This is a genomic window from Streptomyces sp. NPDC059398 (assembly GCF_042751845.1).
GTDB lineage: Bacteria > Actinomycetota > Actinomycetes > Streptomycetales > Streptomycetaceae > Streptomyces.
Window position 1 is genome coordinate 56,572 of record NZ_JBHYWP010000010.1, and the last position, 21,568, is coordinate 78,139.

Annotated in this window: 24 protein-coding genes and 1 pseudogene; 16 read left to right on the forward strand and 9 right to left on the reverse strand. The window is 71.5% G+C overall.

The genetic code is table 11. The features are described 5' to 3' along the window. The first annotated feature begins 170 nt into the window (after positions 1 to 170). The gene (locus ACFXBC_RS06030; RefSeq protein ID WP_385019170.1) at positions 171 to 644 is read left to right on the forward strand and encodes a C40 family peptidase; all 474 of its coding nucleotides are present in this window, start codon (positions 171 to 173) and stop codon (positions 642 to 644) included. Positions 645 to 682: 38 nt separating this feature from the next. On the opposite strand, the gene ACFXBC_RS06035 is transcribed toward ACFXBC_RS06030, so the two are convergent. Then, entirely contained in the window at positions 683 to 1,114 is a 432-nt protein-coding gene (locus ACFXBC_RS06035) for an ATP-binding protein (protein WP_385019172.1), read from the reverse strand. A 233-nt stretch (positions 1,115 to 1,347) separates the two neighbouring features. On the opposite strand from ACFXBC_RS06035, the gene ACFXBC_RS06040 reads away from it, so the two are divergent. Continuing rightward, a complete protein-coding gene (locus ACFXBC_RS06040; RefSeq protein ID WP_385019174.1) occupies positions 1,348 to 2,205 on the forward strand; it encodes a helix-turn-helix domain-containing protein in 858 nt (285 codons plus the stop codon). 9 nt (positions 2,206 to 2,214) lie between these two features. Further along, positions 2,215 to 2,475, forward strand: coding sequence for a DUF397 domain-containing protein (locus ACFXBC_RS06045; protein ID WP_385019176.1), 261 nt, complete (start codon positions 2,215 to 2,217; stop codon positions 2,473 to 2,475). Positions 2,476 to 2,528: 53 nt separating this feature from the next. Here the strand turns inward: ACFXBC_RS06045 and ACFXBC_RS06050 are convergent, their stop codons facing one another. After that, on the reverse strand, positions 2,529 to 3,686 hold the full coding sequence (locus tag ACFXBC_RS06050; protein ID WP_385019178.1) for an 8-amino-7-oxononanoate synthase: 1,158 nt from the start codon (positions 3,684 to 3,686) through the stop codon (positions 2,529 to 2,531). Positions 3,687 to 3,829: 143 nt separating this feature from the next. Here ACFXBC_RS06050 and bioB point away from each other — a divergent pair, with 143 nt between their 5' ends. From bioB to ACFXBC_RS06070, 4 genes are all read left to right on the forward strand, one after another. Beyond that, positions 3,830 to 4,891: a biotin synthase BioB gene (gene bioB / locus ACFXBC_RS06055; protein WP_385019180.1), complete on the forward strand. Its 1,062-nt coding sequence runs from the start codon at positions 3,830 to 3,832 to the stop codon at positions 4,889 to 4,891. Then, positions 4,884 to 6,155, forward strand: a complete 1,272-nt coding sequence (locus ACFXBC_RS06060; RefSeq protein WP_385019182.1) for an adenosylmethionine--8-amino-7-oxononanoate transaminase — start codon at positions 4,884 to 4,886, stop codon at positions 6,153 to 6,155. The genes bioB and ACFXBC_RS06060 overlap by 8 nt, the downstream gene beginning before the upstream one ends. A 1-nt stretch (position 6,156) precedes the next feature. Next, positions 6,157 to 6,900, forward strand: coding sequence for a dethiobiotin synthase (gene bioD, locus ACFXBC_RS06065; protein ID WP_385019184.1), 744 nt, complete (start codon positions 6,157 to 6,159; stop codon positions 6,898 to 6,900). Between the two features lie 83 nt (positions 6,901 to 6,983). Continuing rightward, positions 6,984 to 7,667 carry a class I SAM-dependent methyltransferase gene (locus ACFXBC_RS06070; RefSeq protein ID WP_385019186.1) on the forward strand — a complete coding sequence of 228 codons (684 nt, stop codon included), beginning with the start codon at positions 6,984 to 6,986 and terminating at the stop codon, positions 7,665 to 7,667. Between the two features lie 110 nt (positions 7,668 to 7,777). On the opposite strand, the gene ACFXBC_RS06075 is transcribed toward ACFXBC_RS06070, so the two are convergent. From ACFXBC_RS06075 to ACFXBC_RS06090, 4 genes are read right to left on the reverse strand one after another with little or no spacing between them, the layout of a single operon-like run. Further along, a complete protein-coding gene (locus tag ACFXBC_RS06075; RefSeq protein WP_385019188.1) occupies positions 7,778 to 8,149 on the reverse strand; it encodes a fic family toxin-antitoxin system, toxin component in 372 nt (123 codons plus the stop codon). Further along, positions 8,146 to 8,406 carry an antitoxin gene (locus ACFXBC_RS06080; protein ID WP_385019190.1) on the reverse strand — a complete coding sequence of 87 codons (261 nt, stop codon included), beginning with the start codon at positions 8,404 to 8,406 and terminating at the stop codon, positions 8,146 to 8,148. The genes ACFXBC_RS06075 and ACFXBC_RS06080 overlap by 4 nt, the downstream gene beginning before the upstream one ends. Before the next feature lie 50 nt (positions 8,407 to 8,456). Beyond that, positions 8,457 to 9,365, reverse strand: coding sequence for a PDR/VanB family oxidoreductase (locus ACFXBC_RS06085; RefSeq protein WP_385019192.1), 909 nt, complete (start codon positions 9,363 to 9,365; stop codon positions 8,457 to 8,459). Positions 9,366 to 9,399: 34 nt separating this feature from the next. After that, positions 9,400 to 10,029: an MSMEG_1061 family FMN-dependent PPOX-type flavoprotein gene (locus tag ACFXBC_RS06090; RefSeq protein ID WP_385019194.1), complete on the reverse strand. Its 630-nt coding sequence runs from the start codon at positions 10,027 to 10,029 to the stop codon at positions 9,400 to 9,402. 127 nt (positions 10,030 to 10,156) lie between these two features. On the opposite strand from ACFXBC_RS06090, the gene ACFXBC_RS06095 reads away from it, so the two are divergent. The 5 genes from ACFXBC_RS06095 (at position 10,157) to ACFXBC_RS06115 (ending at position 14,757) form a co-directional block, all read left to right on the forward strand. Continuing rightward, positions 10,157 to 10,837 (forward strand): TetR/AcrR family transcriptional regulator, encoded by a 681-nt coding sequence (locus ACFXBC_RS06095; protein ID WP_385019196.1) that lies wholly within the window; start codon positions 10,157 to 10,159, stop codon positions 10,835 to 10,837. Then, positions 10,834 to 11,253: a GNAT family N-acetyltransferase gene (locus ACFXBC_RS06100; protein ID WP_385019198.1), complete on the forward strand. Its 420-nt coding sequence runs from the start codon at positions 10,834 to 10,836 to the stop codon at positions 11,251 to 11,253. Before ACFXBC_RS06095 ends, ACFXBC_RS06100 begins: the two co-directional genes overlap by 4 nt. Before the next feature lie 179 nt (positions 11,254 to 11,432). Further along, a complete protein-coding gene (locus tag ACFXBC_RS06105) occupies positions 11,433 to 12,827 on the forward strand; it encodes a hemolysin family protein (protein ID WP_385019200.1) in 1,395 nt (464 codons plus the stop codon). Then, positions 12,824 to 13,864: a hemolysin family protein gene (locus ACFXBC_RS06110; RefSeq protein WP_385019202.1), complete on the forward strand. Its 1,041-nt coding sequence runs from the start codon at positions 12,824 to 12,826 to the stop codon at positions 13,862 to 13,864. The genes ACFXBC_RS06105 and ACFXBC_RS06110 overlap by 4 nt, the downstream gene beginning before the upstream one ends. 41 nt (positions 13,865 to 13,905) lie before the next feature. Beyond that, complete coding sequence (locus ACFXBC_RS06115; RefSeq protein WP_385019204.1) at positions 13,906 to 14,757, forward strand: SGNH/GDSL hydrolase family protein; 852 nt, start codon at positions 13,906 to 13,908, stop codon at positions 14,755 to 14,757. 191 nt (positions 14,758 to 14,948) lie between these two features. Here the strand turns inward: ACFXBC_RS06115 and ACFXBC_RS06120 are convergent, their stop codons facing one another. Beyond that, on the reverse strand, positions 14,949 to 16,484 hold the full coding sequence (locus ACFXBC_RS06120; protein WP_385019207.1) for an ATP-dependent DNA ligase: 1,536 nt from the start codon (positions 16,482 to 16,484) through the stop codon (positions 14,949 to 14,951). A gap of 188 nt (positions 16,485 to 16,672) precedes the next feature. Next, positions 16,673 to 17,299 carry an alpha-ketoglutarate-dependent dioxygenase AlkB gene (locus ACFXBC_RS06125; RefSeq protein ID WP_385019209.1) on the reverse strand — a complete coding sequence of 209 codons (627 nt, stop codon included), beginning with the start codon at positions 17,297 to 17,299 and terminating at the stop codon, positions 16,673 to 16,675. Between the two features lie 117 nt (positions 17,300 to 17,416). Between ACFXBC_RS06125 and purB the strand changes: the two genes are divergently transcribed. Together purB and mug are read left to right on the forward strand one after the other, a co-directional pair. Beyond that, entirely contained in the window at positions 17,417 to 18,850 is a 1,434-nt protein-coding gene (gene purB / locus ACFXBC_RS06130) for an adenylosuccinate lyase (RefSeq protein ID WP_385019211.1), read from the forward strand. A 7-nt stretch (positions 18,851 to 18,857) separates the two neighbouring features. Next, entirely contained in the window at positions 18,858 to 19,445 is a 588-nt protein-coding gene (gene mug, locus ACFXBC_RS06135) for a G/U mismatch-specific DNA glycosylase (RefSeq protein ID WP_385019213.1), read from the forward strand. Positions 19,446 to 19,478: 33 nt separating this feature from the next. On the opposite strand, the gene ACFXBC_RS06140 is transcribed toward mug, so the two are convergent. Then, positions 19,479 to 19,967, reverse strand: coding sequence for a hypothetical protein (locus ACFXBC_RS06140; RefSeq protein ID WP_385019215.1), 489 nt, complete (start codon positions 19,965 to 19,967; stop codon positions 19,479 to 19,481). A gap of 149 nt (positions 19,968 to 20,116) precedes the next feature. Between ACFXBC_RS06140 and ACFXBC_RS06145 the strand changes: the two are divergent. Both ACFXBC_RS06145 and ACFXBC_RS06150 read left to right on the forward strand, forming a co-directional pair. Beyond that, a pseudogene (locus ACFXBC_RS06145) lies at positions 20,117 to 20,182 on the forward strand (DNA-binding response regulator); the annotation flags it as partial. Positions 20,183 to 20,278: 96 nt separating this feature from the next. Then, positions 20,279 to 21,439 (forward strand): ROK family protein, encoded by a 1,161-nt coding sequence (locus tag ACFXBC_RS06150; protein ID WP_385019217.1) that lies wholly within the window; start codon positions 20,279 to 20,281, stop codon positions 21,437 to 21,439. Positions 21,440 to 21,568 lie beyond the last annotated feature (129 nt).

Genomic DNA, 21,568 nt, shown 5'->3' on the forward strand with positions numbered 1-21,568 from the left:
CACACCCCGCGAGCCCGGGCGCGGCCCGCGCCGCCCGCCCGCGGCGGCGGGCGGGCGGGGGCCCGCGCCCCCCCCCCCCCCCGCGCCCCCCCCCCCCCCCCCCCCCGGGCAACTTCGCCGGCCCGAACCCGACAGGTCATCCTTCACAGGCGGTTTGCGAAGGGTTGCGCATGACTGCGCAGATTCATATCCCGTCTCTGCTCGCCCGCGCCGGAACAGCATCGGCCCTCACCCTCGCCGCAGTCGCGGGGACCTCGCTGGCACCGGGGGCAGCCGTGGAGGCCCAGGCCGCCGCGCACGCCGCACAGGCCGTACGGATCGCGGCCTCCAAGAAGGGGGCTCCCTACCAGTGGGGGGCGACAGGACCGTCGCGGTTCGACTGCTCAGGGCTGACGCAGTACTCGTACAAGCGGGTGGGCAAGACGCTGCCCCGCACCGCCCAGGCCCAGTACAACCGGGTACGCCATATCGCGGCCTCCGGCCGGCACCCCGGTGACCTGGTCTTCTTCCACTACGGCCGGAGCGTGTACCACGTCGGTATCTACGCCGGGGCCGGGAAGATGTGGCACTCCCCCAAGACCGGCGCGGTGGTGAGACTGGAGAAGATCTGGTCCCGCAGCGTCTGGTACGGCCGGGTGGGCTGACGCCGGGTCCCTGCGGGCGCTGTCAGCCCGTGCCGCCCTCAGCCCTGGACCGGGGCGGTCCAGGGCAGGGCGATCCAGACGGTCTTGCCGCCGTCCCGTGTCGGAGTCACCGTCAGCCGGCCGCCGTTCTCGGCCGCCAGCCAGCGGATGATCACCATGCCCCGGCCGTTGTCCTGCTGCACCGCGGCCGGCAGCCGCTGGGGCCAGCGCGGATGGGAGTCGGTGACCCCGACGCACAGCCGCTCGTCCCGCTCCAGAACGGCCTGCACCGTGAAGGTGGGGGACGCGCCGAAGGTGTGCTGCACCGCGTTGGTCGCGAGCTCCGAGACGATCAGCCGGATGGTGTCCGCCAGCTCCGCTTCGGAGGGCAGCCCCCATCCGGTGAGCACACGGGCCACGAACGTCCGGGCGGCCGGGACCGAGGCCGGCTCGCTCGGCAGGGTGACGGATGCTTCCTGGTGGTCTGCCATGACGGCCTGTCCCTTTCCCACCGCTGCGGCGCGGATCTCGTGCCGGATGCACTTCGAGACGGCCTCGGGTGGCGCTTCGTGCGAGCGTGACACTCATAGTGACCGCAGGACCGGCGATCCACAAAGAAGTGCATATATCTGTCGCTCAAAGTGATGAACTCTGCGACGGAAGACCGTATTTGGCGGCTGGAATGGCACGTTGGCATAAACGGGCCGACCGGAGGGAGAAGGGGGTGCGGAGCAGTCCCGCGGTGCGCCGCGTCAAACTCGGTGCCGAGCTGCGCAGGCTGCGTGTCCTGGCGGGCCTGACCAGCGCCGCCGCGGCCCGGCATGCGGGCTGGCACCAGTCCAAGGTGAGCCGGATCGAGACCGGGCGCAGTGGTGTGAAGCCGTCGGACGTGGCCCTGCTCCTCGATGCGTACGGGGTGGACGACGCCCCGCAGCGCGAACTGCTGGCCGCGCTGTGCGGGGCGGGGGCCGAGGAGAGCGCCGGCTGGTGGCACGCCTACCGGCGGCTGCTGCCCGCCCAGTACCGGGACTTCATCAGGCTGGAGTCCCAGGCCTGCACGGCGCACACCTTCGAGACCTCGGTGGTGCCGGGGCTGTTGCAGACGCCCGGTTACGCGAGGGCGGTCACCCGGGCGTCGCTCGACGGGATGCCCGCCGGGGCCGTCGACTCACTGGTCGATGTGCGGCTGGCGCGGCAGCGGGTGCTGGCGGCGGACCCGCCACTGGAGCTGAGCGCGGTGGTCGACGAGGGCGCGCTGCACCGGCGGATGGGCGGGCGCGGGGTGATGGCGGAGCAGTTGCGGCACGTACGGGAGGTGGCCCGGCTCCCCCATGTCCGTGTGCAGGTCATGCCGTTCGCGGCCGGCGGGCACATCGGACTCACCGGCTCTTTCACAATTTTCTCCTTTCCGAACATCATTGATCTGGATGTGGTCGTTCTCGACCACTTGATGAGTAGCCGTTATCTGGAACGGAAAGAAGACCTTGAGGCGTACAGCGCCGCGTTCCGCAGGATCCAGGCGCGCGCCCTTCCGCAGAAGGAATCGTTGGATCTCATCGCCGGGATCGGTGACGGCGTCTAGGGAGGCACCATGTCCGCACATCCTGCGAATGTCCCTTCCAGTACTTCTCTGAACAGCGCGCGGTGGCGGCGCAGCAGCCGCAGCACCGGAATGAACAACTGTGTCGAGACCGCGCTGCTCGACGGCGGTCTGCTGGCCGTCCGTGACTCCAAGCGGATCCACCGCCCGGCGCTGCTCTTCGGGGCGGACGCCTGGACCTGCTTCCTGGCGTCGGCGCACCGCCGGAGCGCAGCCACCGGCACCGCGGAGCGCGGTACCGCGGGCAGCTGAGGCGGGCGGCTTCCGGCCGGGTGACGGGCGGCAGAAGGGCCGGCGGGGTCCCGTCACCCGGTGGGCGCGGTCCGCAGGACCGTGTCCACCGCCCACTCGATCTGTTCCTCCGTCAGATCGGCGCGTGCGGTGAGCCGCAGCCGTGAGATCCCGTCGGGGACCGACGGGGGGCGGAAGCAGCCGGCCAGCAGGCCCGCCGCGCGGCAGTCGGCCGCCCAGCGCACCGCCTGTTCCGGCGAGGGCGCCAGTACGGAGACCACGGCCGCCTGCGGGCGTACCGCACTGAGCCCGCCCGCGGTGAGACGGGCGTGCAGGGTGTGCGCCACTGTGCGGGGGCGCCCGGCGAGCAGGGGTTCGTCGCGCAGCAGCCGCAGGCTCGCCAGCGCCGCTCCCACCGCCGCGGGCGCCAGGCCCGTGTCGAAGATGAAGGTGCGGGCCTCGTTGACGAGATGGTCGATGACCCGGGCCGGCCCCAGCACCGCACCGCCCTGACTGCCCAGGGACTTCGACAGGGTCACGGTGGCGACCACGTCGGGCGCCCCCGCGAGTCCCGCCGCGTGCACGGCGCCGCGCCCGCCGTCGCCGAGTACCCCGAACCCGTGCGCGTCGTCGGTGATCAGCGCCGCGCCGTAGGTACGGCAGACCGCGGCCAGTTCGGGCAGCGGCGCGGCGTCGCCGTCGACGGAGAAGACCGAGTCGGTGACGGCGACGGCCCGCCCGCCGCCGTGGACGTCCAGCGCCTTTCCGGCCGCATCGGGGTCGCTGTGCGGGACGACTTCGGTCACTGCTCTGGAGAGCCGGCACCCGTCGATGATCGAGGCGTGGTTGGCGGCGTCCGAGACGATCAGGGAGTCGGCTCCGGTGAGCGCGGTGAGCACGGCGAGGTTGGCCGCGTACCCGGACGAGAAGACCAGCGCCGCCTCGAAACCGCTGAACTGCGCCAGTTCGCCCTCCAGTTCGGCGTGGAGTGCGGTGGATCCGGTAATCAGCCGGGAGCCGGTGGCGCCCGCGCCCCAGCGGCGGGCCGCGTCGGCGGCGGCCGCGGTGACGACGGGGTGGCCGCTCAGCCCCAGATAGTCGTTGCTCGCGAGGTCCAGCGCGTCCGGGGCGGCGGACCGCGGCCGGAGCGTACGGACCAGCCCGGCGTCCGACCGGCGGCGCGCCGCGGTGTCGGTCCACTCGAAGGGCTCGCGGGGCTCGGCTGGAGTCATGGTCGGTCCCTTTTTGTAGGCAGTTCACAGACCCTAGCCGGGGCGATGCGGGGTCATGGTGTGGCAATACACACACGTCAGGTGGGAGGTGTTGTTCGGTTCCTCCTTGGCCGGAGGTGGTGGCGTAGGCCAGGATCACCCCTATGGACCTGCTGAACACGCTGGTGGACAAGGGGCTGCGGCGCGAACTGCCGACCCGTGAAGAGGCTCTCGCCGTACTGGCGACGACCGACGACGAACTGCTGGACGTGGTGGCGGCAGCCGGGAAGGTGCGGCGCCAGTGGTTCGAGCGCCGGGTGAAGCTCAACTACCTGGTGAATCTCAAATCGGGCCTCTGCCCGGAGGACTGCTCGTACTGCTCGCAGCGCCTGGGCTCCAAGGCCGAGATCCTCAAGTACACCTGGCTGAAGCCCGACGAGGCGTCGAGGGCCGCGGCGGCCGGAGTGGCGGGCGGTGCCAAGCGGGTCTGTCTGGTCGCCAGCGGCCGGGGGCCGACGGACCGTGATGTCGACCGCGTGTCGGAGACGATCGAGGCGATCAAGGAGCAGAACGAGGACATCGAGGTCTGTGCCTGCCTCGGGCTGCTCAAGGACGGCCAGGCGGAGCGGCTGCGGGCGGCGGGCGCCGACGCGTACAACCACAATCTCAATACGTCGGAGGCCACTTACGCCGACATCTGCACCACCCATGACTTCGCCGACCGGGTCGACACCGTCCAGCACGCCCGGGCTGCCGGTCTCTCGGCCTGCTCGGGGCTGATCGCCGGGATGGGGGAGAGCGACGCGGACCTGGTCGACGTGGTCTTCGCACTGCGCGGCCTGGACCCCGACTCGGTGCCGGTGAACTTCCTGATCCCGATGGAGGGAACCCCGCTGGCCGGGGAGTGGCATCTGACCCCGCAGCGGTGTCTGCGCATCCTGGCGATGGTGCGGTTCGTCTGCCCGGACGCGGAGGTACGGCTCGCGGGCGGGCGCGAGGTGCATCTGCGCACCTTGCAGCCGCTCGCCCTGCATCTCGTCAACTCCATCTTCCTCGGCGACTATCTGACGAGCGAGGGCCAGGCGGGCCGGGCCGACCTGGAGATGATCGCGGACGCCGGTTTCGAGGTGGAGGGCTCGGACACGACGACGCTGCCCGGACACCGTGCGGGTCTGGTGGCGGTACGCCGCAGGGGCGCCGGGACGGATCTCGCGCCCAATGCCTGAATCGGCGGAGCTGCTCGCACTCGACCGGCGCCATGTCTGGCACCCGTACGGTCCGATGCCCGGCCGACAGGAGCCACTGCTCGTCGAGTCGGCGTCCGGGGTGCGCCTGCGGGTGGCCGGCGCGGGCGAGCTGGTGGACGGCATGTCGTCCTGGTGGTCGGCGATCCACGGCTACAACCACCCGGTGCTGAACGAGGCCGCGCGCGGTCAGCTGGACCGGATGAGCCATGTGATGTTCGGCGGGCTCACCCATGAGCCCGCCGTCCGGCTCGCGGCGAAGCTGGTGGAGATCACCCCGGAACCGCTCCAGCACGTCTTCCTCTCCGACTCCGGTTCGGTCTCGGTCGAGGTCGCCGTCAAGATGTGCCTGCAGTACTGGCGTTCCGTCGGCCGCCCAGGGAAGCAGCGGCTGCTGACCTGGCGGGGCGGCTACCACGGGGACACCTGGCACCCCATGTCGGTGTGCGACCCGGAGGGCGGGATGCACGACCTGTGGTCGGGGGTACTGCCGCGGCAGGTCTTCGCGGACGCTCCCCCGGCGGAGTACGAACAGGGGTACGCCGATCACCTCCACGAGCTGATCGGCCGTCATGCGCGGGAGCTGGCAGCGGTGATCGTGGAGCCGGTGGTCCAGGGCGCGGGCGGGATGCGTTTCCACTCCCCCGGGTATCTGCGGGTGCTCCGTGAGGCGTGCGACGCACATGGTGTGCTGCTGGTCTTCGACGAGATCGCCACCGGCTTCGGCCGTACGGGCAGGCTCTTCGCCGCGGACCACGCCGGGGTCGCGCCGGATGTGATGTGTGTGGGCAAGGCCCTGACCGGCGGCTATCTGACGATGGCGGCGACGCTCTGCACCCCTCGGGTGGCCGAGGGGATCGCGCGGGGCGAGGTGCCGGTGCTGGCCCACGGGCCGACGTTCATGGGCAATCCGCTGGCCGCTGCGGTGGCCTGCGCCTCGGTCGACCTGCTGCTCGGACAGGACTGGGAACGGGAGGTCGAGCGCCTGGAAACGGCTCTGCTCGACGGTCTGTCCGGGGCGGCGGAGCTGCCGGGCGTCCGGGATGTCCGGGTCCTCGGTGCGATCGGGGTGGTCCAGCTCGACCATGAGGTGGACATGGCGGCGGCGACCCGGGTGGCGGTGCGCGAGGGGGTGTGGCTGCGGCCGTTCCGCGATCTCGTCTACACCATGCCGCCGTACATCACCGGTGATCAGGACGCGGCACGGATCTGCCGTGCGGTGTGCGCAGTGGCGCGGGAGGCATGACATGACGATTCTGGTGGTGACGGGGACCGGCACCGAGATCGGCAAGACGGTGGTGACCGCCGCGGTGGCCGCCGCGGCACACGGCCGGTCCGTCGCGGTGCTGAAACCGGCGCAGACCGGGCTGCTCCCCGGCGAGCACGGCGACGCGGCCGAGGTGGCACGGCTGGCCGGGGCGGTGACCGCGGTCGAACTGGCGCGCTTCCCGGACCCGTTGGCCCCGGCGACGGCCGCCAGACGCGCCGGGCTCGCGCCGCTGCGCCCGCAGGAGGTGGCGGAGGCGGCGCAGAAGCTGGCCGCCGAACACGATCTGGTGCTGATCGAGGGCGCGGGCGGGCTGCTCGTACGGTTCGACGACGAGGGCGGCACGCTCGCGGACGCGGCCCAGCTGATGGGGGCGCCGGTCCTGGTGGTCGCCCCGGCCACGCTCGGCACGCTGAACTCGACGGCCCTGACCGCCGAGGCGCTGCGCGCCCGGCGGCTGGAGTGTGCGGGGGTGGTGATCGGCAGCTGGCCGGCCGAGCCGGGTCTGGACGCCCGGTGCAATGTGGTGGACCTCCCCGAGGCCGCCGGGGCCCCGCTGCTCGGCGTGGTGCCGGAGGGCGCGGGCCGGCTGGCGCCGGCCGGCTTCCGCGACCGGGCGCGGAGCTGGCTCGCACCCCGCATCGGCGGGACCTGGGTCCGCGCCCAGCACGTCCCGGGAGGTCCTCCGGGGCCGCCGGAGTGCGCCGGGCCATCGGGGGCATGAGCGGGGCAGACAGTGGGACCATGGCCGAACCCGCTGCCGTCCCGTAGTGCCGTCCCGTACGCCGCCGGAGGAGAAGACCAGCGATGCCGCTGCGCAGCACCAGGAACCCACGCGACACCGTGCACCATCCGCTCTTTGCCCGCTTCTACGCCCGGTGCAGCGTCAGCGCCGACCGCACCGCGGGGGTGGCGGCCCACCGTGCCGAACTGCTCGCGGGCCTCTCCGGCCGGGTGATCGAGATCGGTGCGGGCAACGGGCTGAACTTCGCCCACTACCCGGCGGCGGTCTCCGATGTGGTGGCCGTCGAACCGGAGCGCACCCTGCGGCAGTTGGCGGTGCGGTCCGCGATGGAGGCCACGGCCACGGTGGACGTGGTGCCGGGGACGGCGGAGGCGCTTCCCGTGCGGGACGGGACGTTCGACGCGGCTGTGGCGTCGCTGGTGCTGTGCACCGTACGCGACCTTCCGCAGGCGCTCGCCGAGATCAGGCGCGTGCTGCGGCCCGGCGGTGAGCTGCGGTTCTTCGAACACGGTCTGGGCCGGGGCCGCGCGATGGCGACGGCCCAGCGGGCCGTGGACCGTACGGTGTGGCCGCTGCTCTTCGGTGGCTGCCACACGGCGCGGGACACCCTGGCCGCGATCGAGACGGCCGGTTTCGAACTGGGCGCCTACCGGCGGCTGAACGTGCCGGAGAGCGGTCTGCGTCTGCCTTCCTCGCCCTGTGTGCTGGGCAGGGCGAGGCGGCCGGGCCCGTCTGCTGTCGCATGAGGCGCGGGAGGACGGGGTGAAGGCGGGACGGGGGCCGGAAAGCGGGGCACGTCGGGAGCGGAGCGAGGCGGGAGGGCGTGCCAGGGACGGGAGAGCGGGGCGCCGGTGGCTCACAGGCTCCACTGGCGCAGTTCGTCGGCGATGGTCCGGACATCCGCCTTGTCCTGCTTCACCAGCCGCGCCAGATCTCTGACCTGCTCGGGCGAGGTGACGATCTTCAGCCCGCAGGCGATCAGATAGCCGTAGGCGACAGCTGAGGCGAACATCGCGTTGGAGTGCTCCAACGCCGGTACGTGGAGCAGCTGTTGCAGCAGAGCGGCGGCGCGGGCGTACGGGTCGCCGTAGACGGGGATCCCGAAGACCTCCGCCTCGTGCCGGCTGACGGCGGCCACCAGAGCGCCCCAGTCGGTGACGGGCGGATCGCCCGGCGTCTTGTGCTCGGCGACCATGAGCAGCCAGGCGAGATCGATCGTGAGGTTCAACGGCTGCCTTTGCGGCGCTTGGCCGCGGGGGCGGACTCCTGCTTGCCCGTGGGGGCGGACTCCTCCGCGAAGACCGACGCGTACTGCTTCATGAAGTCGGCGGCCGCTTCGACGAAGGTGTGCCCCACCTCGCCGGCGTCCTGGTTGACCAGCTCCTCGATATAGCGGTTCACGCTCACGCCCCGTTGGAGAGCGCGCTGGCGTGCCGCTTCGGCGGTCGCTTCGTCCACACGTACGTTCAGCTGGGTCTTGGCCACACCGCTACGCTAGCGCGCAAGCGCTAGCACCGGCAAGAGCGCCGGCCGGCTCAGAGGTCCAGGACGAGCCCCGGCGACAGGGCGCGGGACACACAGGCGTACATCCGGCCGGCCGGGGCTCCGATGTCGTCCCGGTGTTCGGGCTCGCCGTCGAGCACGGTGAGTTCGCAGCTGCCGCAGACACCTTCACGGCAGCCGGACGGTACGGGGAATCCGGCCTGGTTGAGCGCGTCGAGCAGCGACTCGTCCTCCGGCACCCGGACGGTCCGCCCCGACCGGGAACAGACGGCGTCGAAGGCCGTGTCGGGGCCGAACGATCTGGCCACCGGCTGGAACCGCTCCATCCGCAGCTGCCCGGCGGGGAACGCGGCCTCCGCGGCGGCCAGCATCGGTGCGGGTCCGCAGCAGTAGACCAGCGCACCGGGGGCCGCCCCGGAGGCCAGTGCCGCCAGGTCCGGCCTGCCGTGCTCCCGGGTGGCGACGATCCGGACCCGGTCCCCGTACGCGGAGCGCAGTTCCCCGGCGAAGGGCATCGCGTCGGCCGAGCGGCCGACGTACACGAGCGACGCGGGGATGCCCGAGGCGACCGCCGTCCGCAGCATCGGCAGGGTGGTGGTGATGCCGATCCCGCCCGCGAGGAAGAGGTACTCCGGCGCCGGTTCGAGCGGGAAGTGATTGCGCGGCAGCGACACTTCGAGGGTGCGCCCCTGGCGCAGAAAGCGGTGGATGTACTCGGATCCGCCCCGGCTGAGCGGATCGTGCCGTACCGCGATGCGGTAGGAGTCCTGGTCCGCCGGGTCGCCGCAGAGCGAGTACTGCCGGGTCAGCCAGTTCGGCAGGGCGAGGTCGATGTGCGCCCCGGGGGCCCAGGGGGCCAGTGGGCCGGTGGCACCGCGCAGGACGAGGGATACGACGTCCTGGGCGACCTGGTCGATGTGCTCGACGACGGTCTGCTGCATCGGGAATCCGCTTTCGGCTGGTCGGTCGGGCTGGTCAGTAGAGCTTCCGGTAGGCCTCTTCGAGGCTGCTGTCGATCACCTGGGGGTCGATGTCGAGACCGAGCTGAGCGGTGACGGTCTCGCCCGCTGTCGGGAGTTCATCGGCGAGGGCCTGGCTCGCGGGGTCCCACAGCCGGGACCTGAGGAGCGCCCGGCCGCAGTGGAAGTAGACCTCCGCCACGTCCACGACGAGCGCCAGCAACGGTTCCCGGGCCTCGGTCCGCATCCGGGCGAGCACGTCAGGTTCGTCGGTGGCATAGGCACTGCCGTTGACCCGCAGCATTTCGCGTACTCCCGGGACGAGGAAGAGCAGCCCGACCCCGTCGTTCTCGGCGAGATTGCGGAAGGAGTCGGCGATCTTGTTGCCGGGCCGGTCGGGGATCGCGAGCGTGTGGGGGTCGAGGACCTTCACGAACCCGGGGTAGTCGCCGCGGGGCGAGCAGTCGGTACGTCCCGCGGCGTCCGCCGTGGCCAGGGTCAGGAAAGGCGAGTGGGCGATGAAGCGGTGCACATACTCATCGACGTGGTCGAGCTTCTTGTCCTTCATCATCGCGTCGGGCTCGCCGAGCCGGGTGCGTACTCCGGCCGGCGACACCCGCCGGGGGCGTGTACGGGGAGATGTCACGAGGAGTCCTTTCCTGAGCGGCACGTGGCGACGGCGCTGCGCTGCTCCGCCGCAGTCCATGGCAGTATTGTGAGCAATTGCTCATGTCGTGCGCCACTCGCTTTCGGGTCGTGCTCCAGGAGGTGCCGTGGCATCGGGTTCCCGCAGACTTCAACCACGTAAGAAGCCGCTCCAGGCCAGATCCGAACTCACCCGGCAGCGCATCCTCACCGCCGCTGCTCACGTTTTCGCCGAGCACGGCTATGCCGCCGGGACCACCAACCGGATCGCCGAGCAGGCGAGGATCTCCATCGGCTCGCTGTACCAGTACTACCCGAACAAGGACGCGATCCTGGCCGAGCTGCTGAACCGGCACCTCGACGCGGGGGTGGCGGCGACGCAGCGGCTGGAGGAGGAACGCCCCGGCTCTCTCGAAGAGGTGATCCGCGGCTTCGTCCGGGTCTCGATCGAGAACCACCAGGACGACCCGCAGTTGCTGCGCGTCATGGCCGAGCAGGGGCCGCGCTCGCCCGAACTGCTGGAGAGGGTCTCCCGGTCCCATCGGGCACGGGTCGCCTACACGGAGGAACTGCTGGGGCGTTACCCCGAGGTGCGGGTCGACAACATGCGCGTCGCGGCCCGGCTCGTCGTGTCCACGGTCGAACTCATCGTCCATCAGCTCATCGCCGCGCCCGACTCGATCGGTGTCCCGGAGTTCGAGAACGAACTCGTCGCGATGCTCACCCGCTATCTCACGGCCGGACCCTCCGGGCCCACAGGCGAAACGGCTCGCCCCCCGGAGGAACCGTCTGATTGGCTCGCCCCATGAGCGATCACGGCATACGCAGCGCCACTCTCGCCGACGTCGACGCCGTACTGCGGTTCTGGAGAATCGCCGCGGAGGGAACCAGCGTCACCGACGACCGCGACGGCGTCGCCCGCCTCATCACCAGGGACCCCGGTGCCCTGCTGGTCGCCGAACGTGACGGCGTACTCGCGGGGACCGTGATAGCGGGCTTCGACGGCTGGCGGTGCTCCCTCTACCGCCTCGCGGTACGGCCGGACCTCCGCAGGCAGGGCATCGCCGCTGCCCTCCTGGAAGCCGCGGAACAGCGTTTCGCAGCCCTCGGCGGGCGGCGGGGGGACGCCATGGTCCTGGAGGACAACGCACGGGCCCACCGCACCTGGACCGCGGCTGGCTACCATCGCGAGGACCACTGGCGACGGTGGGTCAAGCCGCTGTAACCCCGGACAGTCCCGGTGCGGTCCCGCTCGGAGCGACCCGCGCTTTGCCTTTCCTTTACGATAGCTGTCCCCGTACCACCGACCGAAAGGTGTGAGCGTCCGCCCATGGGCGAGCCTCCCAGCAGCCGACATCGCGCGTTCCTCCCCTCCCTGGCCGATCATGGGACGGAGGTGAACCGATGACCGAGGTGCTTCTGCTCATCGTGGCGCTGCTGCTCTCGCTGGCCTGCTCGGCCTTTGTCGCGGCGGAGTTCTCGCTCACGACCGTCGAACGCAGCGAGCTCGAAGAGGCCGCCGAGCGGGGCGAGCGCGGCGCGGCGAGCGCACTGCGCGCGGTGCGCGGCCTCACCTTCCAGCTGTCCGGCGCCCAGCTCGGCATCACGGTCACCAACCTGGTCATCGGCATGCTCGCCGAGCCCTCGATCGGGAAGCTGCTGCGCGGGCCCATCGAGTCCGCGGGCCTGTCGTCCGCTGCCGCATCCTCGGTCGGCCTGGTGATCGGCACCGCGCTCTCCACCGTCTTCCTGATGGTGGTCGGCGAACTGGTCCCGAAGAACTGGGCGATCTCCTCGCCCCTGACGGTGGCCAGGATGGTGGCCACCCCCCAGCGGTGGTTCAGCGCCGTCTTCCGCCCGCTGATCAGCCATCTCAACAACACCGCGAACCGGTTGCTGCGCCGGCTCGGGATGGAGCCGACGGAGGAGCTGGCCTCGGCCCGTTCGCCTCAGGAGCTGGTCGCACTGGCCCGGCACTCGGCCAAGGCGGGCGCGCTGGAGGAGGACACCGCCGAGCGCTTCGTCCGCACGCTCAACCTGGCGGATCTGACGGCCGAGAACGTGATGACCCCCCGCGTCCAGGTGGTGGCGCTTGAGGTGCAGGCCAGTGCGGAGGACGTCGCCAACGCCACCCGCGCGACCGGGCTCTCCCGCTTCCCGGTCTACCGGGGCAGCCTCGACCAGGTCGTCGGGGTCGCCGACATCAAGGACGTGCTGGCGCTCCCGGCGGAGCGCAGGCCCCGCTTCCCGGTCTCCGAGCTGCTCCGCGAGCCCCTGCTCGTACCGGAGACACTGACCGTGGACCGGCTGCTCGACCGGATGTACGGCAAGCGCACGATGTCCGTGGTGATCGACGAGTACGGCGGCACGGCCGGGGTCGTCACGCTGGAGGACATCGTCGAGGAAGTCGTCGGCGAGGTACGTGACGAGCACGACCCGCACGAGACGCCCGACCTCGCCGGTGCGGGCGAGGACGCCGACGGCCGGCCGGTCTACTCGGTGGACGGCGCCGCGCGGACCGACCAGCTGGAGTCGATCGGCCTGCGTGTGGCCGAAGGCCCGTACGAGACCCTGGCGGGTCTGGTCGCGACCGAACTCGGACGTATCCCGGCCGAGGGAGACCGTGTCGAGGTGGCCGGCTGGCGGATCGACGTGGTCGACGCGAGCGGGCGGCGCGCCGCCCGGCTGCTGCTGCACGCGCCGGTGACGGGCGGCGACGAGGACGGCCCGGAGGCGGAGCACGGCAGAGGCGGCGCGGCGGGCAGGAACGGCAAGGACGACGGAAAGGACATGCGATGACCGTGGTCCAGCTGTTCATCGGGCTGTTGACGCTGGTCGTCAACGCCTTCTTCGTCGGCGGTGAGTTCGCCCTGATCTCCGTCCGGCGCAGCCAGATCGAACCGGCGGCGGATGAGGGCGACCGGCGGGCACGGAGCGTGCTGTGGGGGCTTGAGCACCTGGCGGCGCTGATGGCGGCGGCGCAGCTCGGCATCACACTCTGCACCCTGGTCCTCGGTGTGGTCGCCGAACCGGCCATCGCCCATCTGCTGGAGCCGGTCTTCCATGCCGTGGGGATGCCCGGCGGGCTGATCCACCCGCTCTCCTTCGTCATCAGCCTCACCGTGGCCACCTATCTGCACATGCTCTTCGGCGAGATGGTCCCGAAGAACATCGCGCTGGCCGGACCGGTACGGGCGGCTCTGCTGCTCGGCCCTCCCCTGGTCACCCTGGCACGTGCGCTGCGTCCGGTGATCTTCGCGATCAACTCCTTCGCCAACGCGCTCCTCAAGCTGTTGCGGGTCGAGGCGAAGAGCGAGGTGGCGGCCACCTTCACGGACGACGAGCTGGCCCGTCTGGTGACCGACGCATCGGCGGCCGGGCTGCTCGACGACCGGGCGAGCGAGCGGCTGCACGATGCGCTGGAGCTCGGCCGCAGGCCGGTGCGCGATGTGGTCGTGCCGCTGGAGCAGGTGGTGTACGCGCGCCTCGGGACGACCCCGGAGAAGCTGGAGCAGTTGTCGGTCGACTCCGGCTTCTCCCGTTTCCCCGTGGTGGACGAAGGCCGGCGGATTCTGGGATATCTGCACGTCAAGGACGCACTGGACGCGCTCCCGCGCGATCTGCCGTTCACGGTCTCCGCGATGCGGCCCATCGCCCGGGTGCGTGCCGCGAGCCCGCTGGACGACGTACTGACGGCGATGCGCCGCAGCCGTACGCATCTGGCGGCGGTGAGGGGCGACGACGGCACACTCGCCGGTCTGGTGACGATGGAGGACGTGCTGCGGGAACTGGTCGGGCGGCCGACGGCGCCGGCAGCCGGGGGCGGCGAAGGCTGAGCACTACGGACGGCCGGGCACCACGCTAGGATCATCCGGCGATGGAATTGAATGCCTCCTACACCAGTCTGGTCGCGGTCGGCGACTCCTTCACCGAGGGAATGTCCGACGGCCTGCCCGACGGCTCGTACCGCGGGTGGGCCGACGTGCTCGCCGCACGCCTGGCGGCACGGACCCCCGGCTTCCGCTACGCCAATCTCGCCGTACGGGGAAAACTGATCGGCCAGATCGCGGACGAACAGGCGGAAGCGGCGGCGGCGCTACGGCCCGACGTGGTGACACTGGTCGGAGGACTCAATGACACGCTGCGCCCCAAGTGCGACATGGGAATGGTGCGCGGACGGCTTGAGGAGGCGGCGGGGCGGCTGGCTCCGGCCTGCGGGCAGCTGGTACTGATGCGCAGCCCGGGGCGGAACGGGCCGGTGATGGAACGCTTCCGCCCTCGCATGGAGGAGCTGTTCACCTTCATCGACGACCTGGCCGCACGGCACGGCGCGCTGGTGGTCGACCTCTACGGTGCTCCGGCCCTCGGGGACCAGCGGCTGTGGGACGTGGACCGGCTGCATCTGACGGCGGAGGGCCATCGCCGGGTGGCCGAAGCGGTGTGGCAGACGCTGGGACTCGCGGCTGAGGACGACTGGCGGGCGCCGCTGCCCCCGGCCTCTGCGGCCCGCTGGGCGGCACGGCGTACCAGCGATCTGCGGTTCGCACGCGAGCATCTGGTGCCGTGGATAGGGCGGCGGCTGACCGGACGCTCATCGGGTGACGGGCGCAACGGTGCCCAGTTCTGCCCCGACAGCGGGAAGGCGTTCTGGATCACGCCGGCGGACGACGGCAACCCCGGTCCCGTGACCGGCTGGCGCCGGCTTGAGGTGACGCGGGACGTGTCGTAGGGGCATGGCGGTACGGCGTGGGTCGGCCGGTACGGCATTCCTGGGGCGGGCCGTCGTCGTGAGACGGCGGCAGGGCGTAGAGCGGCGGCCTATGGGCGGGCGTGGACAACTCGCATGAAGTCAGGAGTCGGGAGTCGGGAGTCGGGCGGGATCCGGATCACTCCCGGGCGAAGGGATCTTCGGCAGCCGGATCAGAGGGCCTCACGGGCGAGGGCGCGGACCGTGGAAACGGTGTCCGCGTCGGCGGGGCCCTTGTCCTCGCGGTAGCGCAGCACACGGGCGAAGCGCAGCGCGAGACCGGCCGGATAGCGCGGGCTTCGCTGCAGGCCGTCGAATGCCACCTCCACCACCAGCTCGGGCCGCACCCGCACCACGTACCCGTCCCTGCTGACCTCGCGCGCCAGCAGTTCACGGGTCTGCCAGACCAGCAGTTCATCGGTGAGGCCCTTGAAGGTCTTGCCGAGCATCACCCAAGGACCGGGATCCCCTGCCTCGCCGCGAGCGGCGAGATGGAGGTTGCTGAGCATGCCCTGCCGCCTTCCATGCCCCCACTCCACCGCGGTCACCACCAGGTCCAGCGTGTGCCGGGGCTTCACCTTGATCCACCCGGCCCCGCGCCGCCCCGCCGCGTACGGCGCTGCGGGGTCCTTCACCACCACACCCTCCTGTCCCCGCGCGACGGCGTCCGCGAAGTACCGCTCGGCTTCGGCCGTGTCACCGGTGACCGCCCGCGGAACGCGGAGTTCCGCGGGCACCACCGCGTCGAGCGCCTCCCAGCGGGTCCTTGCAGGCAGGTCGATGAGTTCGGCGCCGTCGCGGTGCAGCAAGTCGAAGAAGTAGACCCGCAGGGGCACTTCGGCGCGCAGCCGGTCCGGGTCCTGGCGGGACGCGGTACGGGCGGCCGTCACCTGGAACGGCAGTGGGCGCTCGTCGGGCCCGACAGCGATGGCCTCCCCGTCGAGGACCGCGGAGCGCACCGGCAGCTCCGCCACCGCCTCGACCACTTCGGGCACCCGCGAGGTGATGTCGTCCAGGCTCCGGGTGAAGACAGCGATGGTGTCGCCGTCGCGGTGGACCTGGACCCGGATGCCGTCCAGCTTCCACTCCAGAGCGGCGGTCCCGGCCCGTTCCAGGGCGGCGGCCACATCGGGCGCCGCCGCTGCGAGCATCGGCCGCACCGGCCTGCCCACTTCGAGGCCGAACGCCCGCAGCGCCGCCGGCCCGCCTGACAGCGCGGCCGCCGCCACGGCGCGGGCCGAGCCGCGGAACATCAGGGCCCGTCTGACGTCCGACGCGGCCACCCCGGCGGCCTTCGCCACCGCGTCCGCCACCACGGAGTCGAGTGCGCCCTGCCGCAGTTCACCCACCAGGACGGCGCCGAGGAACGACTGCTCCGAAGCCGTGGCCCGGGAGAACAGCCCGCGGAGCAGCGCACCGCGTTCGTCCCGCGAACCGGGCCCGTGCACGGCGGCCAGTGCGGCCAGGACGTCCAGGGTTTCCCGTACACCGAGCGACGGATCAGCGGCGGGTTCCGGAAGGTCGCGCAGAGCGGCGGGTCCCACTCCGATCCGCATCCGCCTGGACTCGCCGGAGAGCAGGGACACGGCCGCAGGCAGGTCATCCGGCCGCAGGCCCCGCAGATACTCCGCCAGCAGGGCGGTCTTCGTGTTCCTGGCGGATTCCGAAGCGACGGCGCGGGAGGTGGCGGCGAGTTCATGAAGCAGCATGGCGGGCTCCGGGCCGGTGGAAGGAGCTGGGCGGCGGTCCAGGATCCGTACCCGTTTTTCCCGAGCCGTCCCGGTGCGACGGTCCGGCCGGCCCCGGCACACCGCCGTGGACGTACGGACTCGCGTACGGGGCAGCCCGACGCACTGCTGACCGGCACGTACGTCTCAGTCCGCTCGGCCGGCGCTCCTCAGCGCACTCCGTGCGGGCGGAACTGCACACTGATGCGGGGCCCCACAGGGCGCGCCGTCTTCAGGATCGCGTGCTCCCAGGTGCGCTGGCAGCTGCCGCCCATCACGATGAGGTCGCCGTGCCCCAGCGGTGTGCGTACGGTGCGGCCGCCGCCTCGCGGCCGGAGCGCCAGGCTCCGGGGAGCGCCGAGGGAGAGGATGGCCACCATCGTGTCCTCCCTGCTGCCCCGGCCGATGGTGTCCCCGTGCCAGGCCACGCCGTCCCGCCCGTCCCGGTAGAAGCAGAGTCCGGCCGTGGTGAAGGGCTCTCCGAGTTCATCCGCGTAGTGCGCCCCGAGTGCGTCACGGGCCTCGTCGAGCACCGGGTGCGGCAGAGGATCGTCCGCGCCGAAGAACGACAGCAGCCGCGGCACCTCCACCACCCGCTCGTACATGAAGCGCTGCTCCGCGTGCCAGGGGACGTCCCGCACCAGCACGTCGAAGAGCGCGTCCGCCCCGGCGAGCCACTGCGGCAGTACATCGATCCAGGCGCCCCGCCCCAGCCGGCTGCGGCGCACCTCGGCCAGGGGGCGCAGACCGGTCGCGTCGCCCTGGTCGAAGAGGGAACTCTGCAGGTGGACAGCCATACGACCCAGCGTACCCGAACGCATATTCGAACGCGGTGTCCCGATCCGAACCCCGTAGCAACCTACGAACAGAACCGGGGCACCGGCCTGCAGGAACCGCCAGTAGAATGCCTTCACGTGACTGCAAAGCCTCGCATCCCCAACGTCCTGGCCGGCCGCTACGCCTCAACGGAGCTCGCCGTCCTCTGGTCCCCCGAGCAGAAGGTCAGGCTGGAGCGCCGGCTCTGGCTCGCCGTACTGCGGGCCCAGCAGGATCTCGGGATCGAGGTGCCGGAGAACGCGCTCGCCGACTACGAGCGGGTGCTCGACCAGGTCGATCTGGCGTCGATCGCCGAGCGCGAGAAGGTCACACGGCACGATGTGAAGGCGCGGATCGAGGAGTTCAACGCCCTCGCGGGGCATGAGCAGATCCACAAGGGCATGACCTCGCGCGACCTCACCGAGAACGTCGAGCAGCTGCAGATCCGGCTCTCCCTGGAGCTGATGCGGGACCGCACCGTCGCCGCACTCGCCCGTCTCGGCAGGCTGGCCGGTGACCACGCCGAGCTGGTGATGGCCGGGCGTTCGCACAATGTGGCGGCGCAGGCGACGACGCTGGGCAAGCGCTTCGCGACGGCCGCCGATGAACTCCTGGCGGCGTTCGGACGGCTTGAGGACCTGCTGGGGCGTTATCCGCTGCGCGGCATCAAGGGCCCGGTCGGCACCGCCCAGGACATGCTCGACCTGCTGGGCGGCGACGAGTCGAAGCTGGCCGGGCTGGAGCAGCGGATCGCCGAACACCTCGGCTTCGCGCACGCCTTCACCTCGGTCGGCCAGGTGTACCCCCGCTCGCTCGACTACGAAGTGGTGACCGCTCTGGTCCAGCTGGCGGGGGCCCCCTCTTCTTTGGCCAGGACGATCCGGCTGATGGCCGGGCACGAGCTGGTGACGGAGGGCTTCAAGCCGGGTCAGGTCGGTTCGTCCGCGATGCCGCACAAGATGAACACGCGCTCCTGCGAGCGGGTCAACGGTCTGATGGTGATCCTGCGCGGATATGCCTCGATGACCGGCGAGCTGGCCGGTGACCAGTGGAACGAGGGCGACGTCTCGTGCTCGGTCGTCCGCCGGGTCGCCCTGCCCGACGCGTTCTTCGCCTTCGACGGACTGCTTGAGACCTTCCTGACGGTGCTCGACGAGTTCGGCGCCTTCCCGGCCGTCGTCGCCCGTGAACTGGACCGGTATCTCCCGTTCCTGGCCACCACCAAGGTGCTGATGGGCGCCGTACGGGCGGGGGTCGGCCGCGAGGTGGCGCACGAGGTCATCAAGGAGCACGCGGTCGCGTCCGCGCTCGCCATGCGCGAGCAGGGCGCCGAGCGCAACGAACTCCTCGACAAGCTGGCGGCTGACGAGCGGATGCCGCTCGACCGCGCGCAGCTGGACGCACTGATGGCCGACAAGCTGTCCTTCACCGGCGCAGCGGGCGCCCAGGTGGCCGCCGTGGTCTCACGGATCGAGGAGGTCTCCAAGCGGTACCCGGAGGCCGCCGCCTACGCCCCCGGCTCGATCCTCTGATCCGGCGATGAGGTCCGAAGAGCTCGAAGCCGCCCGCGACCGCATCGTCCCCGATGTGGTCGCCGAGGGCTTGGACGTACTGTTCTGCGGGATCAACCCCGGCCTGATGACGGCCGCGACCGGCCATCACTTCGCCAGGCCCGGCAACCGGTTCTGGCCGGTGCTGCATCTGTCGGGATTCACGCCCCGCAGGTTCGCCCCGTCGGAACAGGACGAACTGCTCGCCCTCGGCCTCGGCATCACCAATGTGGTGGCGCGGGCATCGGCCCGCGCCGATGAGCTGAGCGCCGAGGAGTACCGCGAGGGCGGGCGCGTGCTGACCGCCAAGGTGGAGCGGCTGAGGCCGCGTTGGCTCGCGGTCGTGGGCGTCACCGCCTACCGCACGGCCTTCCGCGAACCCAAGGCCCGGATCGGATCGCAGACCCGCGCGATCGGCTCGACCCGGATCTGGGTACTGCCCAACCCGAGCGGCCTCAACGCCCACTGGACCGCGGCGACGATGGCCGAGGAGTACGGCAGACTGCGCGCAGCCGCACAGACCTCAGCGGCACCCACTGCGGTGCCACAGACCGCACTGCCCGGGGCCAAGCTGTAACCACCGGAGCCGCCCGGCTGGACCCGCCGTACGCTACGGCGGGTCCACTTCAGTGACCACCACGACCAGGCGCAACTCCTGCTTGTCGCATTCCGGTATCTTCCGCAACTCCCGTGCCGCCTGCGCTTCCGGTGTTCCGGCCGCCGCCCCCTCCACGGCACCGATGGCGATCCACCGTTCTTCCGCCCTCCAGAGATGGAGGAACGACATGGTGGTGCACAGCTCATCCCAAGGCTCCGGTATCTCCTCCCCCTCCAACCGCCGGGTCAGCATGCTCCACAGGCTGCACACCTGCGCCTCGCCCCATCGGGAGTCCAGCACAGCCACAAGGCCCTCGTACTCGGCCCGGAACTGGTCCCCGGCTTCGGGGCCTCTGCCCCCGCCGCTCAACGCGTCGCAGCTGACCAGAACCGCCAGGTGATATCCGGGGCCGCCCGGTCCGGTGTCCGACCACCCGCGCCGGAGGGGGAACGCACGGGCCCGCAGACGGTCGATGGTGGCGACGTACTGAGCGGTGGTCATCCACTCAGTAAACCCTCCGGCACTGACAGTTGGCCGCCGGGGCCGGGGACGGGGCCGGGGACGGCGGGAGGTCGGCAAGGCCCGCACCCTGCTTCACGTCGGTGCGGTGCCGGCGAAGCCGGAGGCTGGGAGCCGGGGCCGGGAGCTGGGAGCTGGGAGCCCGCGACCGTAGACAAGCGGTGATTGCCGCGTACGAGTCCGGGTTCGTGGCGCCCGCCCGAGCCGGCACCGGTTCGGCAGCCGCTCGCAGCACGACCTGTCACCCGGTACCATCCGGGCACACACGCATGAGCTGAGCTGGGAGGACGACGTTGGGGCAGCTGACCGGCGGGGATCCCTCGTTGCTGCGACGGATCAACTCATCCGTGGTGCTGCACGCACTGCGCGGCGAGGTGTTCCCGACCCTGACGGATCTCACCCGTATCACCGGGCTGTCGCGGCCTACGGTCGAGGGCGTGATCGAAGGGCTGATGGCGGCCGGTCTCGTCGTCGAGGACGCCCCGGAGGAGGAGGGCGAGACCAGGCGTCAGGGACGTCCGGCGCGGCGGTTCCGTTTCCGTGCCGAGGCCGGGCATCTGCTCGGTATCGAGATCGGACCGCACCGGGTGGCCGCCCTGGTCTCCGGCCTTGACGGAGAGATCATCGGCGCCGGTTCACGCGAAGTACCGGAGACGGCGCCGGCGGACGAGCGGCTGGAGCGGGTACGGAGCACCGTGGCGGATGTGCTGCGCCGGGCCGGAGTCGCACGGAGCACTCTGCGCGCGGTGGGTGTCGGCAGCCCCGGGATCGTGGAGGCCGACGGGACGGTCCGGCTGGGCACCGCGCTTCCCGGGTGGACCGGGCTTGCGCTGGGCGAGCGGCTGCAGCGGTCGTTCCGCTGCCCGGTCCTGGTCGAGAACGATGCCAACGCGGCGGCCGTGGCCGAGCACTGGAAGGGTGCGGCGACGGACTCCGACGACATCGTCTTCGTGCTCGCGGGGCTGAGTCCCGGGGCGGGATCGCTGATCGGCGGTCGGCTGCACCGCGGGTTCGGCGGCGCGGCGGGCGAGATCGGCGCGCTGCATCTGCTGGGGCGCGGGGTCAGGCCCGAGAAGCTGCTCTCCACGACCGACGAGCCGCTCCACCCGCTGGACGAGCGCGCGGTCGCCGAGGTCTTCACACATGCGAAGGAAGGTGACACCCGGGCGCGGGCCGCCGTCGAGCGGTTCATCCAGCGGCTGGTCCACGATGTGGCTGCGCTGGTCCTGGCGCTCGACCCCGAGCTAGTGGTGATCGGCGGCTGGGCGGCCGGACTCGACGGGGTGCTCGAGCCGCTGCGCGGCGAGTTGGCGCGCTACTGTCTGCGCCCTCCCCGGGTCGCGCTGTCCGTGCTCGGTGAGGCCGCGGTGGCGACCGGTGCGCTGCGGCTGGCGCTCGACCACGTGGAGGAGGAACTCTTCGCCGTGGAGGGCACGGTGACGGCCCGCCGCTGACGCCCGTCACCGGAAGGGCCCGTCCCGGCAGGTGGGTCCGTCCCCCGAACAGGGGCTCCGCACCAGTGCGTCCCACACACCAGCTCCGCACCAGTGCGTCCCACACACCAGCTCCGCGCCCGGTGCGTC

Bases quoted from the DNA above. Each gene is read 5' to 3' on its own strand.
- ACFXBC_RS06030 (WP_385019170.1), top strand. From the start codon at position 171: ATGACTGCGCAGATTCATATCCCGTCTCTGCTCGCCCGCGCCGGAACA.
- ACFXBC_RS06035 (WP_385019172.1), bottom strand. From the start codon at position 1,114: ATGGCAGACCACCAGGAAGCATCCGTCACCCTGCCGAGCGAGCCGGCC.
- ACFXBC_RS06045 (WP_385019176.1), top strand. From the start codon at position 2,215: ATGTCCGCACATCCTGCGAATGTCCCTTCCAGTACTTCTCTGAACAGC.
- ACFXBC_RS06050 (WP_385019178.1), bottom strand. From the start codon at position 3,686: ATGACTCCAGCCGAGCCCCGCGAGCCCTTCGAGTGGACCGACACCGCG.
- bioB (WP_385019180.1), top strand. From the start codon at position 3,830: ATGGACCTGCTGAACACGCTGGTGGACAAGGGGCTGCGGCGCGAACTG.
- ACFXBC_RS06060 (WP_385019182.1), top strand. From the start codon at position 4,884: ATGCCTGAATCGGCGGAGCTGCTCGCACTCGACCGGCGCCATGTCTGG.
- bioD (WP_385019184.1), top strand. From the start codon at position 6,157: ATGACGATTCTGGTGGTGACGGGGACCGGCACCGAGATCGGCAAGACG.
- ACFXBC_RS06070 (WP_385019186.1), top strand. From the start codon at position 6,984: ATGCCGCTGCGCAGCACCAGGAACCCACGCGACACCGTGCACCATCCG.
- ACFXBC_RS06085 (WP_385019192.1), bottom strand. From the start codon at position 9,365: ATGCAGCAGACCGTCGTCGAGCACATCGACCAGGTCGCCCAGGACGTC.
- ACFXBC_RS06100 (WP_385019198.1), top strand. From the start codon at position 10,834: ATGAGCGATCACGGCATACGCAGCGCCACTCTCGCCGACGTCGACGCC.
- ACFXBC_RS06105 (WP_385019200.1), top strand. From the start codon at position 11,433: ATGACCGAGGTGCTTCTGCTCATCGTGGCGCTGCTGCTCTCGCTGGCC.
- ACFXBC_RS06110 (WP_385019202.1), top strand. From the start codon at position 12,824: ATGACCGTGGTCCAGCTGTTCATCGGGCTGTTGACGCTGGTCGTCAAC.
- ACFXBC_RS06115 (WP_385019204.1), top strand. From the start codon at position 13,906: ATGGAATTGAATGCCTCCTACACCAGTCTGGTCGCGGTCGGCGACTCC.
- ACFXBC_RS06120 (WP_385019207.1), bottom strand. From the start codon at position 16,484: ATGCTGCTTCATGAACTCGCCGCCACCTCCCGCGCCGTCGCTTCGGAA.
- ACFXBC_RS06125 (WP_385019209.1), bottom strand. From the start codon at position 17,299: ATGGCTGTCCACCTGCAGAGTTCCCTCTTCGACCAGGGCGACGCGACC.
- mug (WP_385019213.1), top strand. From the start codon at position 18,858: ATGAGGTCCGAAGAGCTCGAAGCCGCCCGCGACCGCATCGTCCCCGAT.
- ACFXBC_RS06140 (WP_385019215.1), bottom strand. From the start codon at position 19,967: ATGACCACCGCTCAGTACGTCGCCACCATCGACCGTCTGCGGGCCCGT.